The 15,368-nt window shown below is 60.1% G+C and carries 19 protein-coding genes; 6 read left to right on the forward strand and 13 right to left on the reverse strand.

Going from position 1 to position 15,368, the window contains the following annotated elements:
• Positions 1-75: 75 nt before the first annotated feature.
• Positions 76-336 carry a DUF6429 family protein gene (locus tag AABC73_RS25080; RefSeq protein ID WP_341521391.1) on the forward strand — a complete coding sequence of 87 codons (261 nt, stop codon included), beginning with the start codon at positions 76-78 and terminating at the stop codon, positions 334-336.
• 360 nt (positions 337-696) lie between these two features.
• On the opposite strand, the gene AABC73_RS25085 is transcribed toward AABC73_RS25080, so the two are convergent.
• From AABC73_RS25085 to AABC73_RS25095, 3 genes are read right to left on the reverse strand one after another with little or no spacing between them, the layout of a single operon-like run.
• A complete protein-coding gene (locus tag AABC73_RS25085; RefSeq protein WP_341521392.1) occupies positions 697-981 on the reverse strand; it encodes a pentapeptide MXKDX repeat protein in 285 nt (94 codons plus the stop codon).
• 53 nt (positions 982-1,034) lie between these two features.
• Positions 1,035-1,820: a molybdopterin-dependent oxidoreductase gene (locus AABC73_RS25090; protein WP_341521393.1), complete on the reverse strand. Its 786-nt coding sequence runs from the start codon at positions 1,818-1,820 to the stop codon at positions 1,035-1,037.
• The gene (locus AABC73_RS25095; RefSeq protein ID WP_341521394.1) at positions 1,817-2,434 is read right to left on the reverse strand and encodes a cytochrome b/b6 domain-containing protein; all 618 of its coding nucleotides are present in this window, start codon (positions 2,432-2,434) and stop codon (positions 1,817-1,819) included. Before AABC73_RS25095 ends, AABC73_RS25090 begins: the two co-directional genes overlap by 4 nt.
• A 340-nt stretch (positions 2,435-2,774) precedes the next feature.
• Here AABC73_RS25095 and AABC73_RS25100 point away from each other — a divergent pair, with 340 nt between their 5' ends.
• The 3 genes from AABC73_RS25100 to dxs all read left to right on the forward strand — a co-directional run bounded on the left by AABC73_RS25100 (position 2,775) and on the right by dxs (position 5,956).
• On the forward strand, positions 2,775-3,017 hold the full coding sequence (locus AABC73_RS25100) for an exodeoxyribonuclease VII small subunit (RefSeq protein ID WP_020289635.1): 243 nt from the start codon (positions 2,775-2,777) through the stop codon (positions 3,015-3,017).
• Positions 3,014-3,901, forward strand: coding sequence for a farnesyl diphosphate synthase (locus AABC73_RS25105; protein ID WP_341521395.1), 888 nt, complete (start codon positions 3,014-3,016; stop codon positions 3,899-3,901). Before AABC73_RS25100 ends, AABC73_RS25105 begins: the two co-directional genes overlap by 4 nt.
• Before the next feature lie 159 nt (positions 3,902-4,060).
• On the forward strand, positions 4,061-5,956 hold the full coding sequence (dxs, locus tag AABC73_RS25110; RefSeq protein ID WP_331152723.1) for a 1-deoxy-D-xylulose-5-phosphate synthase: 1,896 nt from the start codon (positions 4,061-4,063) through the stop codon (positions 5,954-5,956).
• A gap of 76 nt (positions 5,957-6,032) precedes the next feature.
• On the opposite strand, the gene AABC73_RS25115 is transcribed toward dxs, so the two are convergent.
• The 10 genes from AABC73_RS25115 to nrdR all read right to left on the reverse strand — a co-directional run bounded on the left by AABC73_RS25115 (position 6,033) and on the right by nrdR (position 13,425).
• The gene (locus AABC73_RS25115; protein ID WP_331152722.1) at positions 6,033-6,452 is read right to left on the reverse strand and encodes an MFS transporter; all 420 of its coding nucleotides are present in this window, start codon (positions 6,450-6,452) and stop codon (positions 6,033-6,035) included.
• Positions 6,449-7,066 (reverse strand): GTP cyclohydrolase II, encoded by a 618-nt coding sequence (gene ribA / locus AABC73_RS25120; protein WP_020289639.1) that lies wholly within the window; start codon positions 7,064-7,066, stop codon positions 6,449-6,451. The genes AABC73_RS25115 and ribA overlap by 4 nt, the downstream gene beginning before the upstream one ends.
• Before the next feature lie 183 nt (positions 7,067-7,249).
• Complete coding sequence (locus tag AABC73_RS25125; protein WP_020289640.1) at positions 7,250-7,759, reverse strand: phosphatidylglycerophosphatase A; 510 nt, start codon at positions 7,757-7,759, stop codon at positions 7,250-7,252.
• Entirely contained in the window at positions 7,756-8,721 is a 966-nt protein-coding gene (gene thiL, locus AABC73_RS25130; protein WP_341521396.1) for a thiamine-phosphate kinase, read from the reverse strand. Before thiL ends, AABC73_RS25125 begins: the two co-directional genes overlap by 4 nt.
• Positions 8,722-8,885: 164 nt before the next feature.
• Positions 8,886-9,383 carry a transcription antitermination factor NusB gene (nusB, locus tag AABC73_RS25135; RefSeq protein WP_065833668.1) on the reverse strand — a complete coding sequence of 166 codons (498 nt, stop codon included), beginning with the start codon at positions 9,381-9,383 and terminating at the stop codon, positions 8,886-8,888.
• Positions 9,380-9,856, reverse strand: coding sequence for a 6,7-dimethyl-8-ribityllumazine synthase (gene ribE, locus AABC73_RS25140; protein WP_020289643.1), 477 nt, complete (start codon positions 9,854-9,856; stop codon positions 9,380-9,382). Before ribE ends, nusB begins: the two co-directional genes overlap by 4 nt.
• A gap of 133 nt (positions 9,857-9,989) precedes the next feature.
• Positions 9,990-11,081, reverse strand: coding sequence for a bifunctional 3,4-dihydroxy-2-butanone-4-phosphate synthase/GTP cyclohydrolase II (gene ribBA / locus AABC73_RS25145; protein ID WP_341521397.1), 1,092 nt, complete (start codon positions 11,079-11,081; stop codon positions 9,990-9,992).
• Between the two features lie 16 nt (positions 11,082-11,097).
• Positions 11,098-11,769 carry a riboflavin synthase gene (locus AABC73_RS25150; RefSeq protein WP_020289645.1) on the reverse strand — a complete coding sequence of 224 codons (672 nt, stop codon included), beginning with the start codon at positions 11,767-11,769 and terminating at the stop codon, positions 11,098-11,100.
• A gap of 49 nt (positions 11,770-11,818) precedes the next feature.
• A complete protein-coding gene (gene ribD, locus AABC73_RS25155) occupies positions 11,819-12,919 on the reverse strand; it encodes a bifunctional diaminohydroxyphosphoribosylaminopyrimidine deaminase/5-amino-6-(5-phosphoribosylamino)uracil reductase RibD (protein WP_341524334.1) in 1,101 nt (366 codons plus the stop codon).
• A 41-nt stretch (positions 12,920-12,960) separates the two neighbouring features.
• A complete protein-coding gene (gene nrdR, locus AABC73_RS25160) occupies positions 12,961-13,425 on the reverse strand; it encodes a transcriptional regulator NrdR (RefSeq protein WP_020289647.1) in 465 nt (154 codons plus the stop codon).
• Positions 13,426-13,629: 204 nt separating this feature from the next.
• Between nrdR and AABC73_RS25165 the strand changes: the two genes are divergently transcribed.
• Together AABC73_RS25165 and trxA are read left to right on the forward strand one after the other, a co-directional pair.
• Positions 13,630-14,082: a YbaY family lipoprotein gene (locus tag AABC73_RS25165; protein WP_065833664.1), complete on the forward strand. Its 453-nt coding sequence runs from the start codon at positions 13,630-13,632 to the stop codon at positions 14,080-14,082.
• A 409-nt stretch (positions 14,083-14,491) separates the two neighbouring features.
• Positions 14,492-15,364, forward strand: coding sequence for a thioredoxin (gene trxA / locus AABC73_RS25170; protein ID WP_341521398.1), 873 nt, complete (start codon positions 14,492-14,494; stop codon positions 15,362-15,364).
• Positions 15,365-15,368: the final 4 nt, after the last annotated feature.

Genomic DNA, 15,368 nt, shown 5'->3' on the forward strand with positions numbered 1-15,368 from the left:
CGACAAAACATGGGGCCTATGGAGTGTCCATCACAAACTCCACGCCACCTGGTGAACATGAGCGGAGCAACGATCATGGAATACGACGACAAATTGATTGAAGAAGCTGTGCTTGCCCTATTGGCGGCGTTCAGTTCCGACGACGGCAACGCGTGGAAAGGGTTCGACTTCGAGATCATGAATCGATTGCATGAACATGGCTTCATCAGTAATCCGGTGAACAAGAACAAGTCGATCTGGTTGACGGAGGAAGGGCTCGAGCGAGGTCGGCAGATAGCCGAACGATTGTTTGGGGTGAGAACTCTCAGTGGGGATGCATCCAACCCTGAGACGTGACTTCGTGCCAAGACCACGCTTAGGTGCATCTGCGTGTCGTCTCTCTGCGGATTTCTTGCCTCGAAATGAAGCAGCAGCGGGGATGTTGCAACTGTCTTTGAAGCAGCGCCGAGACTGATCGAAGGCAGACCCGAGCCAATTGTTTAAGCAGTGTCCGAAACAGCCATTATGAATGGGTGCATGGGGCCTGAGGCGAATGTGCGGTGCGATCTTTCGCGCTGCAACATCATCAGGCCCCATTGCTACAAAGACTCTCTATTGCCAGTTGTTAGCGGGGAGACAAGCATGTAAGCCTTTGGCCTTGAGCAGGATTACCTGGTCAGCTCAGGCGCAGTCCCCCACAGACGGCGAGAACAGGCATTACTGCGACATTTCGCTTTTTTTCATTGCATCCTTGGACATCGTATCTTTCTTCATCGTATCTTTCTTCATCGCATCTTTGGACATGTTGTCTTTAGACATACTGTCTTTGGACATCGAATCGTTCTTCTTCATCGCGTCTTTCTTCATCGTGTCCTTGGACATGCCGTCCTTGGACATCGAGTCTTTGCTCATGCTGTCGTTACTCATAGTGTCAGCAGCAAAAACACTGGCAGCACCAACGGCCAGGCACAGGGACAGAACAACGGTAGTCAACTTTTTCATGGTGATACTCCTTGGAGCGTGGTTGATGGACGTATGAAATGACCAGGCACTCGTCAGCTGCCACCAAACCAGTTGTAGCCCTGGTCTTCCCAGTAGCCGCCGCTGTAGGTGTTGCTGATGAAAATTGCCTGGATGTGTTTGGGATTCTTGTAGCCGAGTTTGGTGGGCATGCGCAGCTTCATCGGGAAACCGTATTCGCGCGGCAGCACCGCGCCGTCATAAGTCAGCGCCAGCAGAGTCTGCGAATGCAATGCGGTGGCCATATCGATGCTGGTGTAGTAATCGTCGGCGCATTTAAAACCGACATATTTGGCATCGGTGTCGGCCCCGACCCTTCTCAGAAAGTCGCTGAAGCGCACGCCGCCCCAACGCCCGATCGCACTCCAGCCTTCGACGCAAATATGACGGGTGATCTGTTCGGTCTGGGCCATGGCCCGCAGGTCTTCAAGGCGCCAGTTGCGCTTGTCGGAGACCAGTCCAGTGACTTCCAGGCGAAAGCTTTCCTCTTCTACCGTTGGCGCTTCGTCGATGCCGTAAAAGGCATTGAAGGGAAATGGCCGGGTAATCATCGATTCGGGATAAGTCGGTGCCATCGCGCCAGGGTTGAACAGCCAGCCTTGCACCCTGTCATTCAAACGCGACATGGACGACAACGCGGTATCGACGCCTTGATTGTCGGTGATGTCGCAACCGGACAACATCGCCACACCGCCGAGCGTCAAACCACGCAGGAGGAATGAGCGGCGCGAGCGGTCTTCGATCTGCGGGGCAAGGATCTTGCGAGCGTCGATCAGGATCGAAGTCTCGTCCAGGCCCGGTATCTGGATACGCTTTTTCATACCGACTCCTTGCGGGTGCCGATCATGGCCAACAGCGTTTTCGGAACCAGCGCGACCATCACCAGGTGCACCACCACGAAGGCTACCAACAGCGCCATGGCGAAAAAATGCACACGGCGTGCGCCTTCATAACCCCACAGCAATTCACGGAGCAACGGAAACTGCACCGACTTCCACAACACCAGCCCTGACACTACCAAGAGCGTGCTGTCGACCATCACGAACAGGTATGCTGCCCGTTGCACCTGATTGTAATGACCAAGGTCGGCGTGCCCGAGCTTTCCTCGCAGGGCCGCCCACAAGTCATGCAGCACACCTTTGGGCGACACGGGGAAGAAACGCCGCTTCAGGCGTCCGCTGAACAGATTGAAGGCCAGGTAAACAAGGCCGTTGATCGCCAGAAACCACATTGTCGCGAAATGCCATTGCAAGGCGCCGCCCAGCCAGCCGCCAAGGGTAATCGACTTGGGAAAACTGAAGTCGTAGATCGGCGCAGCGTTGTAAATACGCCAACCACTGGTGACCATCAACAGAACCGCCAAAGCGTTGAGCCAATGGGTAAACCTTAGCCAGCGTGGATGGCTGGCCCTGGGTGAAGCAGATGACTGCGACATGTTCGGCGTTCCGCTCGTTACTCATTGGCTGCGAGTATGGGCGGCGGAATATCTCTAAATCCTCACGCAAAGTTAAATTAATCGTGATAACTCACGCCTGACGGCTCCCAAAAATCAGGCCTCGTCTAATGCACATGGGATGATTAGAAGCCGGCAAGCCAGCCTGACGCTGATCCGAGCAGGGTAAGCCGCAGATAATGCATCGTATGAGGCTCTTTAACGCACCAGCAATTCCCTGGCTTTACAGCGCCGTTTGCCCGCCACCACCCCATCCCCATTTGCCCCAAAGCCCTCGCTCTGCTAGTGTCGCGGCGGTTTAACCTCTACCGGAATAGCGCTCATGGCCCGCAAGAAAGCTGCACTGGATTTCGAACAATCCCTCGCTGATCTGCAAACGCTGGTAGAGCGTCTGGAGAATGGCGAGTTGTCTTTGGAAGACTCATTGACCGCGTTCGAACAGGGGATTCGCCTGACCCGCGACTGCCAGGGCGCCTTGGCGCAGGCGGAGCAGAAGGTTCAGGTGTTGCTGGAGCGCGACGGTGAGTTGGCCGAAGAGCCTTTCGATGCGGAACAGCCCGAATGATTGCGAGCTATCAGGCCCAGTGCCAGCTGCGCGTCAACGCGGCGCTCGACAGTCTGTTTGTTGCGCCAGGCCCGGAGCTGGCGCGTCTTTATGACGCGATGCGCTACAGCGTGATGAATGGCGGCAAGCGTGTGCGGCCGTTGTTGGCGTATGCGGCCTGCGAAGCGCTCGGCGGCAAGGCTGACGAGGCCAACGGCGCGGCCTGTGCGGTGGAGTTGATCCATGCATATTCGCTGGTGCATGACGATTTGCCGGCCATGGACGATGACGATCTGCGGCGCGGCCAGCCAACGACCCACAAAGCGTTCGACGAAGCCTGTGCGATTCTGGCTGGCGATGGTTTGCAGAGCCTGGCGTTTACTGCCCTGTTCGATCAGCGCCTGACACCCCAGGATGCAGAGACGCGCCTGCAAATGGTCGGTGCCTTGGCATTCGCAGCCGGTCCGGCAGGCATGGTCGGCGGTCAGGCCATTGATCTCGGTTCGGTGGGCATCAAGCTCGATCAAACCGCGCTGGCTTTCATGCACCGGCACAAGACCGGCGCGCTGATCGAAGCCAGCGTCAAGTTGGGCGCATTGGCCAGCGGCCACGCGGATCAGGCCCGGCTCGATGCGCTGCAGGCGTATGCCCGCGCCATCGGCCTGGCTTTTCAAGTGCAGGACGACATCCTCGATGTCGAAAGCGATACCGTAACCCTCGGTAAACGCCAAGGCGCGGATATCGCCCGGGACAAACCGACCTATCCCGCATTGCTGGGCCTCGATGCCGCCAAGGCCTACGCCCTGGAGCTGCGCGATCAGGCACTGGATGCCCTGCGACCGTTCGACGCGGCCGCGCAACCGCTGCGCGATCTGGCCCGGTACATCGTCGAGCGGCGTAACTAAACGGCTATCAGCCTTCATAACGTGACGAACTGGCGCGCATTAGTCAGGTCACAGTCTTGTGTTTGATCTCTGTGTCTGAGCATCCGCTGCCGCACTTCATGGGCAGCATGCGATGCATCAGGTAAACTGCCGCCTCTTTTACTTATAACGATTCGCCTGATGCCCACGACGTTCAAAGAGATTCCCCGCGAGCGCCCCGCCACGCCGCTGCTCGACCGTGCTGAAACGCCGGACGGCTTGCGTCGGTTGGGTGAAGCCGAGCTGGAAGCCCTGGCCGATGAACTGCGCCTGGAGCTTCTTTATTCTGTTGGCCAGACCGGCGGGCATTTCGGTGCCGGTCTCGGTGTCATCGAGCTGACCATCGCCCTGCATTATGTTTTCGATACGCCCGATGACCGTCTGGTCTGGGATGTCGGTCATCAGGCGTATCCGCACAAGATCCTCACAGGTCGCCGCCAGCGCATGGCCACCCTGCGCCAGAAGGACGGCGTAGCCGCCTTTCCGCGTCGCAGCGAGAGCGAGTACGACACTTTTGGCGTCGGCCACTCCAGCACCTCCATCAGCGCCGCGTTGGGCATGGCGATTGCCGCCCGTTTACAGGGCCGTTCGCGCAAGGCCATCGCCGTTATCGGTGATGGCGCGCTGACCGCCGGCATGGCGTTCGAGGCGTTGAATCACGCGCCTGAAGTCGCCGCCGACATGCTGGTGATCCTCAACGACAACGACATGTCGATCTCGCGCAACGTTGGCGGGCTGTCGAACTATCTGGCGAAGATCCTTTCCAGCCGCACCTACGCCAGCATGCGCGAAGGCAGCAAAAAGGTGCTGTCGCGTCTGCCCGGCGCCTGGGAAATTGCCCGACGCACGGAAGAATACGCCAAAGGCATGTTGGTCCCCGGCACACTGTTCGAAGAGCTGGGCTGGAACTACATCGGCCCTATCGACGGCCATGACCTGCCAACCCTGATCGCAACGCTGCGCAACATGCGCGACCTCAAGGGTCCGCAATTCCTGCACGTGGTGACCAAGAAAGGTAAAGGTTTTGCGCCTGCCGAAGCCGATCCGATTGGCTATCACGCGATCACCAAGCTTGAACCCCTGAATGCCCCAATTGCCGCGCCGAAAAAGGTCAGCGGCCCGAAGTATTCGGGCGTGTTCGGCCAGTGGATCTGCGACATGGCGCAGGCCGATTCGCGTCTGGTCGGCATTACTCCGGCGATGAAAGAAGGCTCGGATCTGGTGGCGTTCAGCGAACGTTTTCCGGAGCGTTACTTCGACGTCGCCATTGCCGAGCAGCACGCAGTGACGCTGGCAGCGGGTATGGCCTGCGAAGGCGCCAAGCCCGTGGTGGCGATTTATTCGACGTTTCTGCAGCGCGGCTACGATCAGCTGATTCATGACGTGGCCGTGCAAAACCTTGACGTGCTGTTCGCCATCGACCGCGCCGGTCTGGTGGGCGAAGACGGTCCGACTCACGCGGGCAGTTTCGACTTGTCCTACCTGCGTTGCATCCCCGGCATGCTGGTGATGACGCCGAGCGATGAGAACGAATTGCGCATGATGCTCAGCACCGGTTACCTGCACAACGGCCCGGCTGCCGTGCGCTACCCGCGCGGTTCAGGCCCGAACGCAGTGATCGACAGCAGCCTTGAGCCTATCGAAATCGGCAAGGGCGTGGTTCGCCGCAATGGCCAGGGCGTTGCGATCCTGGTGTTCGGCGTGCAACTGGCCGACGCCTTGAAAGTTGCCGAGAAGATCGACGCCACCGTGATCGACATGCGCTTCGTCAAACCCATCGACGAGGCTCTGATCCGCGACGCCGCGGCCAATCACGAGTTGCTGGTGACCATCGAGGAAAACGCCGTAATGGGTGGTGCTGGCGCTGCCGTCAGCGAATTCCTGGCGCGGGAGAACATCCTCAAATCCGTGCTGCATCTGGGCTTGCCGGACGCTTACGTCGAACATGCCAAGCCTGCGCAAATGCTGGCCGAGTGCGGGTTGGATGAAGCGGGGATTGAAGCGGCGATCAATGAACGGCTGGTGTTGATTGGTTGAAATCCGTCACGCGGCGGCCGCTATGGCGTACGCCGCAGATGGATTTGCATTCGGGGACAAGTCCCCTCCTACCCTTTCAGCCTAGCTGCCGCGGTATCCGATACAGATACAGCAACACCACGCTGGATATCGCCAGCAATACTAACGGCACCGCTTCCAGCCCGACGAATACTGCTGCGGCCGCAATCCACGCGGGCAGTCCGGCGGCGAGAAAGGCTTTGCTTCGGACAGCGGCGAGCTGACGCCAGGCGGCTGCTTCTTCGGGGGTATCCAGTGCGGCTTCGGTGGCGATCAATGCTCGTTTGTATGCACCGAACGGCTTGAGGCTGACGAACATCGACAGCAGCCCCGCGATAAACAACGGCATCGCCAACACCAGCGACATGGTTTTATTGGAACCGAACAGCGCACTGGCGACCAGCAAGGGCGCCAGCGTCACTACCAATTGCCACCACCATGCGAGCGCCAGACGGCGCCTCAGGTTGTTGCGGATCACGCGCGATCTGCCTCGCCTTGATGTTCATTGCCCATCATGTGGCCGAGTTTGCCGGCCTTGGTGGCCAGGTACAGTTTGTTGTGTGGGTTGTGGCCGGTATGCAGCGGCACGCGCTCGGCGACGGTGATGCCCATCTCGGTCAAGGCTTTGACCTTGCGCGGATTGTTGGTCATCAAACGCAGGGACTCGACGCCCAGATGCTGCAGCATCGGCAGGCAAATCGCGTAATCGCGCTGGTCTGCCGCGAAACCGAGACGCTCATTGGCCTCCACCGTATCGGCACCGCCGTCCTGCAATTCGTAGGCACGGATCTTGTTCAGCAGGCCAATGCCCCGGCCTTCCTGGCGCAGATACAGCAAAACACCGCGACCCTCGGAAGCGATGGCGCGCAAGGCGGCCTCAAGCTGGGAGCCACAGTCGCAACGCTGACTGAACAAAGCATCGCCCGTCAGGCATTCGGAATGCACTCGACCGAGGACCGGAGCGCCATCGGACACATCGCCGAGGCTCAAAACGAGATGTTCGCGTCCCGTTGCAGACTCAAGAAAGCCATGCATGGTGAATTGCGCAAACGGAGTTGGCAGCTTGGAAGCGGCGACAAATACGACGGGCACCGGGTGCTCCTGATCAGTATGAGGACTGGAAATTCGCAAGGCGGCATTGTAACAGCAGGTTCCTGCAGACGCTTAGGCTGAATTGTCAGTCATACAGATCAGGAAGTTAAATCAATGCCTTAAGAAGACTCAGGAATATGCGCCGCGTCCGGCAATCGCCAGCACGCGACGCACTCGCGACCATCAGATGAAGTGCCAGCCCCAGACCAGGACCTGCATCGCCAGCCAGGCGAATACCCCGGCCAGCACATCGTCGAGCATGATGCCCACGCCGCCGTGCACATGCCGGTCGATCCAGTGGATCGGCCAAGGCTTGAGGATGTCGAAGAAGCGGAAGACCAGAAAGCCCACCAACAGCCAGACCCAGCCTTCGGGCACCAGCCATAACGTGATCCACATGCCGACCATTTCGTCCCAGACGATGCCTTCGTGGTCGTGGACCCCAAGGTCGTCGGCGACTTTGCCGCACAGCCAGAAGCCAAACAGCATGGTGATGCCGAGCATCAGCCAGTAGCCCCAGTCCGGCAGCATTTGCCAGAGCGGAATGAATGGCACGGCGACGATGGAGCCCCAGGTTCCAGGCGCTTTGGGCAGTGTGCCGGAGCCGAAGCCGAATGCGAGGAAGTGCCAGGGATTGGTCCAGACCGACGGGGGAACGTGTTCCGCCGGGACCTGCTTAGGATGATCTGTCACCGTGTCTCCCGAAAATGTTGATAGCCGCGAGTCAGGACGGGAATGTCCTGCCCATTGGCATCGATCAGCGCAACGCCCTCGCCCGCTTCGACACGGCCAATGACTTGCACCGGCCAACCGGCCTCTTGCAAACCTGTCAAATGCTGCGCCGGTAGCGTGAAGGCGAGCCTGTAATCATCACCGCCACTGAGCGCCGCCTGTTGCGCGGCCTGCACGCCAAACAACGTCAGCAGTTGCTCGGACAGCGGCAGTAAATCCCGCTCAACCAGCAAACGCACTCTGGAGGCCAGCGCGATATGTCCGCAATCGGCCAGCAGGCCGTCTGAAATATCCAGCGCGGCTGTAGCTTTGCCGCGCAATGCCTGCCCAAGCGCGATTTGCGGCTGAGGCGACCAATAGCGCGCCAATAAATACTCTGCGGTAGACGCCTCAACTTCGCGCTCGTTCAACACCAGGGTCAAAGCGCCAGCGCCATCGCCCAGCGGACCGCCGACACACAGCAGATCGCCCGGCTGCGCGCCGCTGCGGGTCAAGGCCTGACCTGCGGGCACGCGGCCGAAAACCGTCAGCGTCAGGTTCAACGGGCCGCGCGTCGTATCGCCGCCCACTAAACTCAGCCCACAGCTCTGCGCCATGGCGTTCAGGCCGCGAGCAAATGCTTGCAGCCAGTCGGCTTCAACATCAGGCAACGTCAGGGCAAGGGTGAACGCAACAGGGCTGGCGCCCATGGCCGCAAGGTCACTGGCGGAAACCGCAAGCGCGCGTTGGCCGAGCAGGAAAGGGTCACAGACTTCGGGGAAATGCACCCCGGCAACCAGGGTATCGGTGGAAATCGCCAACTGTTCGCCGGGCGGCAGCGTCAGCAAGGCGCAGTCGTCACCGATCCCCAAAGCGACACCTTCACCCGCCTGCGCACAAGGCGCTGCGGCGAAAAAATTGCGGATCAGCTCGAACTCGCCCATCTGGATCTCATTGTTTTGTGTTGAAGTTGAGACGACCGGACTAACCTCTGTGGGAGCGAGCTTGCTCGCGAAGATCGGTAAGCCCAGCATGTATCTGCGCCTGAAATACCGAATTCGCGAGCAAGCTCGCTCCCACAGTCAACTCCCACAGGTCGATGCCAGTTCTAGCGCTTGTGCGCCTTGACTTCGACTTCACGCAAGCGCGGAGCCAGCTTGTCCAGCACGCCATTGACGAACTTGTGGCCGTCAGTGGAGCCGTAGACCTTGGCCAGCTCGATGCCTTCGTTGATCACAACGCGATACGGCACGTCGATACGCTTGAGCAGCTCGTAGGTGGACAGGCGCAGGATCGCCAGTTCAACCGGGTCGAGCTCTTCGATGGTGATGTCCAGGCATGGCGCCAGAACCGCATCGATTTCGTCCTTGTTGGTCGGCACGCCGCGCAACAGTTCGCTGAAATAGGCGCCATCGACGCTTTTGAAATCGTTGTCAACGCGGAACTGCGCCTCGATTTCATTCAGCGAATGACCTGCCATGTGCCACTGATACAGCGCCTGGGTAGCCATCTGGCGCGCTTCGCGACGTTTGGCACTCTTGCTCTTGGCAACTTCCGGCGACTTTTCTTCGCGGGGGTTGAACTGATCGCTCTCGTCAGAAATCACTTGGCCTCCAACTGCGCCAGCAGGCTAACCATTTCAAGGGCGGACAACGCAGCTTCTGCGCCTTTGTTGCCAGCCTTGGTGCCGGAACGCTCGATGGCTTGCTCGATGGAGTCAACGGTCAGCACGCCGAAGGCGACCGGGATACCGAATTCCATGGAAACCTGAGACAGGCCTTTGACGCATTCGCCAGCCACGTATTCAAAGTGCGGAGTACCACCACGGATGACGGCGCCCAGGGCAACGATGGCCGCGTATTCGCTCAGTTGCGCAACTTTCTGCACCACCAGCGGGATTTCGAAGGCACCCGGCGCGCGGATGATGGTGATATCGCTTTCGCTCACGCCGTGGCGAACCAGGGCATCAACGGCACCGCTCACCAGACTTTCCACGACAAAGCTGTTGAAACGGCCTACCACAAGGGCATAGCGACCTTGGGGGGCGATGAAGGTACCTTCGATGGTCTTCAGGGTCATTCGGGTGAGTCTCGTCTTAAAGAGCAAGCACGCCTTGGCGGCGGACTTTGAGGGATTTTAGGCCACGAATCGTAACTGTCAGGGCGAAAGCTGGACAAACCTTGGGGTCTGGCGGCAAACGCCCTGCCGGTATTTATTCGGAGGGCACGTATTCTACAACTTCCAGATCGAAACCGGATATCGCATTGAACTTCATTGGTGAACTCATCAGGCGCATTTTACGCACGCCCAGGTCACGAAGGATCTGCGAACCGGCGCCGACCGTGCTGTAAGTGGTCGGCGATTTGATCGGCAACTGTTCGGCGGTCTCACGAATATGTGCAAGCAAAACGTCGCCATCCAGCGGGTGACCGAGCAACAGCACGACACCGCTGCCCGCCTCGGAGACCGCAGACATAGCGGCGCGCAGGCTCCAGCGGCCGGGCTGTTTGACCATCAACAGGTCGCGCAACGGGTCCATGTTGTGCACGCGCACCAGGGTCGGTTCTTCTGCGCAAATCTTGCCCAGAGTCAGCGCCAGGTGCACGTCGCCTTCCACCGAATCGCGGTAGGTCACCAGATTGAACTGGCCCAGTTCGCTGTCCATTGGCTGCTCGGCAATCCGCTGAACGGTACGTTCGTGGATCATCCGGTAGTGAATCAGGTCGGCGATGGTGCCGATCTTGATGCCGTGTACGGCGGCAAAGGTTTCCAGCTCGGCGCGACGGGACATGGTGCCGTCATCGTTCATCACTTCGCAGATCACGCCGCTCGCTTCGAAACCGGCCATGCGCGCCAGGTCGCAGGCGGCTTCGGTGTGACCGGCGCGGGACAGCGTGCCACCCGCTTGCGCCATCAACGGAAAGATGTGACCGGGGCTGACGATGTCTTCGGCCTTGGCGTCCTTGGCAGCGGCTGCTTGCACGGTGCGCGCACGGTCGGCGGCAGAGATGCCGGTGGTCACGCCTTCAGCGGCTTCGATGGACACAGTGAACTTGGTGCCGAAACCGGAACCGTTGCGTGGCGCCATCAGCGGCAGCTTGAGGGTCTCGCAGCGCTCGCGGGTCATGGGCATGCAGATCAGCCCACGGGCGTGCTTGGCCATGAAGTTGATGTGCTCGGCTTTGACACACTCGGCGGCCATGATCAGATCGCCTTCGTTCTCGCGATCTTCGTCATCCATGAGGATGACCATCTTGCCTAGGCGAATGTCTTCAACCAGTTCTTCGATGCTGTTGAGCGCCACGTGGCACCCCCTTGATTCAGGATTTGAGGTAGCCATTGGCGGCCAGAAAACTTTCGGTGATGGTGCCAGCCTGCCCTTTGGAGGAGTCGGCCGCCTTGTCGCCCATCAACAGACGCTCCAGATAGCGCGCCAGCAGGTCCACTTCCAGATTCACCTTACGGCCCGCGCGGTAGTCGGACATGATGGTTTCAGCCAGGGTGTGCGGCACGATGGTCAGTTCGAATTCGGCGCCATCGACGGCGTTCACGGTCAGGCTGGTGCCATCGACCGTGATCGAGCCTTTATGGGAAATGTACTTGGCCAGCTCGCGTGGCGCGCGGACACGAAATTGAATCGCCCGGGCGTTCTCTTCGCGGGACAGGATTTCGCCAACGCCATCCACGTGACCGCTGACCAGATGACCGCCCAGACGCGTTGTCGGCGTCAGGGCTTTCTCCAGATTGACGCGGCTGCCGGGCTTGAGATCGACCATGGCCGTCACGTCGAGGGTTTCGCGGCTGACGTCAGCCCAGAAACCGTCGCCCGGCAGCTCGACCGCAGTCAGGCAAACGCCATTGACCGCGATGCTGTCGCCCAGTTTGACGTCGCCCAGATCGAGCTTGCCGGTCTCCACATAAACGCGGACGTCGCCGCCTTTAGGGGTCATGGCGCGGATGCTGCCGATGGATTCGATGATGCCGGTAAACATGGGGGTCCTCCAGGAGACCAGAGCCTGCGCGCTGAGCGAAAGGCCGAAATTATACGCCCGGTAGCGGCGTGGGTATCGCGATGACTCGCCAATCCCTTCCAACTGCGCGCATTTCAACGATGTTCAGCTCCAGCGCTTCACTCATCTGCGCCAACGGCAGATCAAGCAGCGGCCGGGCCGAAGAGCCGAGAAACTTGCCCGCGATAAAAATCTGAAACTCATCCACCAGCCCCAGGCGCGTAAACGCCCCGGCCAGACGCGGACCGGCTTCGATCAACACGTCGTTGGCGCCACGGGCGGCCAGTTCGATCAGCAATCTGCGCAGATCAACGTGCCCATCGGCACCCGCCAGCGCCAGCATGTCGTGGCCTTCGTCGTGATAGCGCTCCCGGGCCGACGCAGCGGCACAGGTCGCGACCAACGCATGATCGGCCTGAAAGAAAGGCGCGCTCAACGGCACGCGCAAGCGGCCATCGATCAATACGCGCAGCGGCGGACGGGTCATCGCCAAGGCAGTCAATTCGGCATTCAGGCCCAGTTCGTCAGGGCGCACGGTCAAGCGTGCATTGTCCGCCAAAACCGTGTCCGCGCCGGTCAGCACAACACTCGACTGGGCGCGCAGACGCTGTACGGCTGAACGCGCTTCGGGGCCGGTAATCCACTGGCTCTCGCCGCTGGCCATGGCCGTGCGACCGTCGAGGCTCATGGCCATTTTGACCCGCACGTAAGGCAGGCCTTTTTCCATGCGCTTCAAAAAGCCTTTGTTCAGTGTCCGGGCTTCGCTTTCCAGCACACCGCTCTGCACCGCAATCCCGGCGCCCATCAAGCGCAGCAGGCCGCGACCGGCGACCTCAGGATTGGGGTCTTGCATGGCCGCGACAACCCGCGCGACACCGGCATTGACCAGCGCGTCGGCACAGGGCGGCGTGCGCCCGTGATGACTGCACGGTTCAAGGGTGACGTAAGCGGTCGCGCCTCGGGCCTTGTCGCCCGCATGCAGCAGCGCGTGGACCTCAGCATGAGGTTCACCCGCCCGGGCGTGCCAGCCTTCGCCGACAATCTGCCCGTCGCGCACGATCACGCAGCCGACCCGTGGGTTGGGATGCGTGGAATAGATGCCTTTGCGCGCCAGTTCCAGCGCGCGGGCCATGTAATGGGTGTCCAGAGCGTTTTGCTCAGTCAACGGGGCGCTCACTCTTTAATCGGCTCGCGAGCCAGGCGGTCGATTTCTTCGCGAAACTCGTTGAGGTCCTGAAAGCGTTTATAAACCGACGCGAAGCGGATATACGCCACTTCGTCGAGCTTCTGCAATTCGGCCATGACCAGCTCGCCGACCACCAGGGATTTGACTTCGCGCTCGCCCGTCGCACGCAGCTTGTGCTTGATGTGCACCAGCGCGGCTTCCAGGCGCTCGACGCTGACCGGCCGCTTTTCAAGGGCCCGCTGCATACCGGCGCGCAGTTTTTCATCGTCGAATGGCTGACGGCTGCCGTCTTGCTTGATCAGGCGCGGCAACACCAGTTCGGCGGTCTCGAAAGTCGTAAAGCGCTCACCGCAAGCCAGGCACTCGCGACGGCGACGTACCTGTTCGCCTTCAGCAACAAGGCGTGAGTCGATGACTTTGGTGTCGTTGGCACCGCAGAAGGGACAGTGCATGGTCGCAGGCAACAAAAATAGGAAGGGCCGCCATGGTAGCGCATCCCGCAGGCAAGACAAGTCTTGGCCTTTGCGGTATATAGACGCGCAGCGCACGCGGCGTTCGGTAATACTGCCCGCGGTGCGACACTTTTAACCTCCCGTCAGCGATGAATGAACGGTTCCTGTGGCCGTCCTTCATATAAGTATTTGTTGGAGCTGTTCATGACGCTACGACCGTTTGTCTTGCTCGGCCTCGTCGGGCTGCTGGCTGCGTGCAGCAGTAATGATGCCGCCAAACCGGCCCCGGCCAAGGCTGTGACCGCACCTGTCAGCAAAGCCCCGGCAGGCCCGGAACCGCTGCTGCCGTATCAGCGCGAACTGAGCGGCCAATTGCTGGGCGTGCCCGCTGGCGCCGAAGTCGAACTGGCGTTGCTGGTCATCGACAACCAGGGTCGCCCGCAAAAACTGCTGACCAGCACTAAGCTGGCCGGCAACAACCAGTCGCTGCCGTTTCAGCTGCGTTTCAATCCCGAGGCTTTTCCAGCCGGGGCGCGGGTCGAACTGCGCGGGAGAGCGAGCAAATCCGGGCAGTTGATCCTGCACCTGCCGTCGGTGCAGATTCAGCAACCCACCACTCAAGCGCTGGGTCAGCTGAAATTCGAACCGGCGCCGTGATACCACAGCCTCTTGGGCCTTTTCACATAACCATTTGAATTTGAACACATCCCGCAGGACCGGCTTTAGCCGGGAGGAAGCCGGTACATTCCCAGCATTTGCCTCGTCAGGCCTTCCGCCCTCCCGGCTGAAGCCGGTCCTACGCAGCGCGGTAAGCGTCATACCCTGTGCATTTAGACACATCCCGTAGGACCGGCTTTAGCCGGGAGCAGGCCGGTACACTCGCAGCATTTGCGTCGTCAGGCCTTCCGCCCTCCCGGCTGAAGCCGGTCCTACGGATCGCGGTAAGCGACACAGTCGCCACAGTCGCCACAGTCGCCACAGTCGCCACCGCGAATTTTCACACCGCTTTGCGCAATCCCACGCGCCCTTTATAGTTGGCGGCATTCAGATTTCCCCGAGACTCGCAATGAACCAGGAAACCTCCTACATATTCGACGCCACTGATGCGACCTTCCAACAGTTGGTCATCGACAAGTCGTTCGACCAACCCGTGCTGGTGGACTTCTGGGCTGAGTGGTGTGCACCGTGCAAGGTGCTGATGCCGCTGCTGGCAAAAATCACCGAGGAATACCAAGGCGAGTTGCTGCTGGTCAAGGTCGACTGCGACGCCGAGCAAGACATCGTTGCGCGTTTCGGCATCCGCAGCCTGCCCACCGTGGTGTTGTTCAAGGATGGTCAGCCCATCGACGGTTTTACCGGCGCGCAGCCCGAATCGGAGATTCGCAAGATTCTCGATCAGCACGTGGTCATGCCCGCGCCCGTTGCGGCCGATCCGCTGAAACTGGCTCAGGAAATGTTCGCTGAAAGTCATTTCGCCGAAGCCGAGGCCGCGCTGCAACAGTTGCTGACCGAAGACAACACCAACGCCGCTGCGCTGATTCTGTACGCGCGCTGTCTGGCGGAGCGCGGTGAACTGGGTGAAGCCCGTGCGGTGCTGGATGCCGTCAGCGGTGACGAACATAAAGCCGAGCTGGCCGGTGCCCGTGCGCAACTGACGTTCCTGGCCGAAGCCAAAGCCTTCCCGGACGCCGCCGACCTCAAGGCCCGGATCGCGCAAAACCCGCAGGACGACGAAGCCGTGCATCAACTGGCGATTCAGCAGTTGGCGCGCCAGCAGTACGAAGCGGCGCTGGAAGGCCTGCTGAAACTGTTCATCCGCAACCGCAACTATGCCGACGGTTTGCCGCACAAGACGTTGCTGCAAGTGTTCGACCTGCTGGGCAACGATCACCCGCTGGTCACCGCTTACCGCCGCAAGCTGTTCGCTGCGCTGTACTAGTCCT

The organism is Pseudomonas sp. G.S.17 (assembly GCF_038096165.1).
In the GTDB taxonomy this organism is placed as follows: Bacteria; Pseudomonadota; Gammaproteobacteria; order Pseudomonadales; family Pseudomonadaceae; genus Aquipseudomonas.

Excerpts from the sequence above, each read along its gene's own strand:
- AABC73_RS25080 (WP_341521391.1), top strand. The coding sequence starts at position 76 with ATGGAATACGACGACAAATTGATTGAAGAAGCTGTGCTTGCCCTATTG.
- AABC73_RS25085 (WP_341521392.1), bottom strand. The coding sequence starts at position 981 with ATGAAAAAGTTGACTACCGTTGTTCTGTCCCTGTGCCTGGCCGTTGGT.
- AABC73_RS25090 (WP_341521393.1), bottom strand. The coding sequence starts at position 1,820 with ATGAAAAAGCGTATCCAGATACCGGGCCTGGACGAGACTTCGATCCTG.
- AABC73_RS25095 (WP_341521394.1), bottom strand. The coding sequence starts at position 2,434 with ATGTCGCAGTCATCTGCTTCACCCAGGGCCAGCCATCCACGCTGGCTA.
- AABC73_RS25100 (WP_020289635.1), top strand. The coding sequence starts at position 2,775 with ATGGCCCGCAAGAAAGCTGCACTGGATTTCGAACAATCCCTCGCTGAT.
- AABC73_RS25105 (WP_341521395.1), top strand. The coding sequence starts at position 3,014 with ATGATTGCGAGCTATCAGGCCCAGTGCCAGCTGCGCGTCAACGCGGCG.
- dxs (WP_331152723.1), top strand. The coding sequence starts at position 4,061 with ATGCCCACGACGTTCAAAGAGATTCCCCGCGAGCGCCCCGCCACGCCG.
- thiL (WP_341521396.1), bottom strand. The coding sequence starts at position 8,721 with ATGGGCGAGTTCGAGCTGATCCGCAATTTTTTCGCCGCAGCGCCTTGT.
- ribE (WP_020289643.1), bottom strand. The coding sequence starts at position 9,856 with ATGACCCTGAAGACCATCGAAGGTACCTTCATCGCCCCCCAAGGTCGC.
- AABC73_RS25150 (WP_020289645.1), bottom strand. The coding sequence starts at position 11,769 with ATGTTTACCGGCATCATCGAATCCATCGGCAGCATCCGCGCCATGACC.
- ribD (WP_341524334.1), bottom strand. The coding sequence starts at position 12,919 with ATGGCCCGCGCGCTGGAACTGGCGCGCAAAGGCATCTATTCCACGCAT.
- nrdR (WP_020289647.1), bottom strand. The coding sequence starts at position 13,425 with ATGCACTGTCCCTTCTGCGGTGCCAACGACACCAAAGTCATCGACTCA.
- AABC73_RS25165 (WP_065833664.1), top strand. The coding sequence starts at position 13,630 with ATGACGCTACGACCGTTTGTCTTGCTCGGCCTCGTCGGGCTGCTGGCT.
- trxA (WP_341521398.1), top strand. The coding sequence starts at position 14,492 with ATGAACCAGGAAACCTCCTACATATTCGACGCCACTGATGCGACCTTC.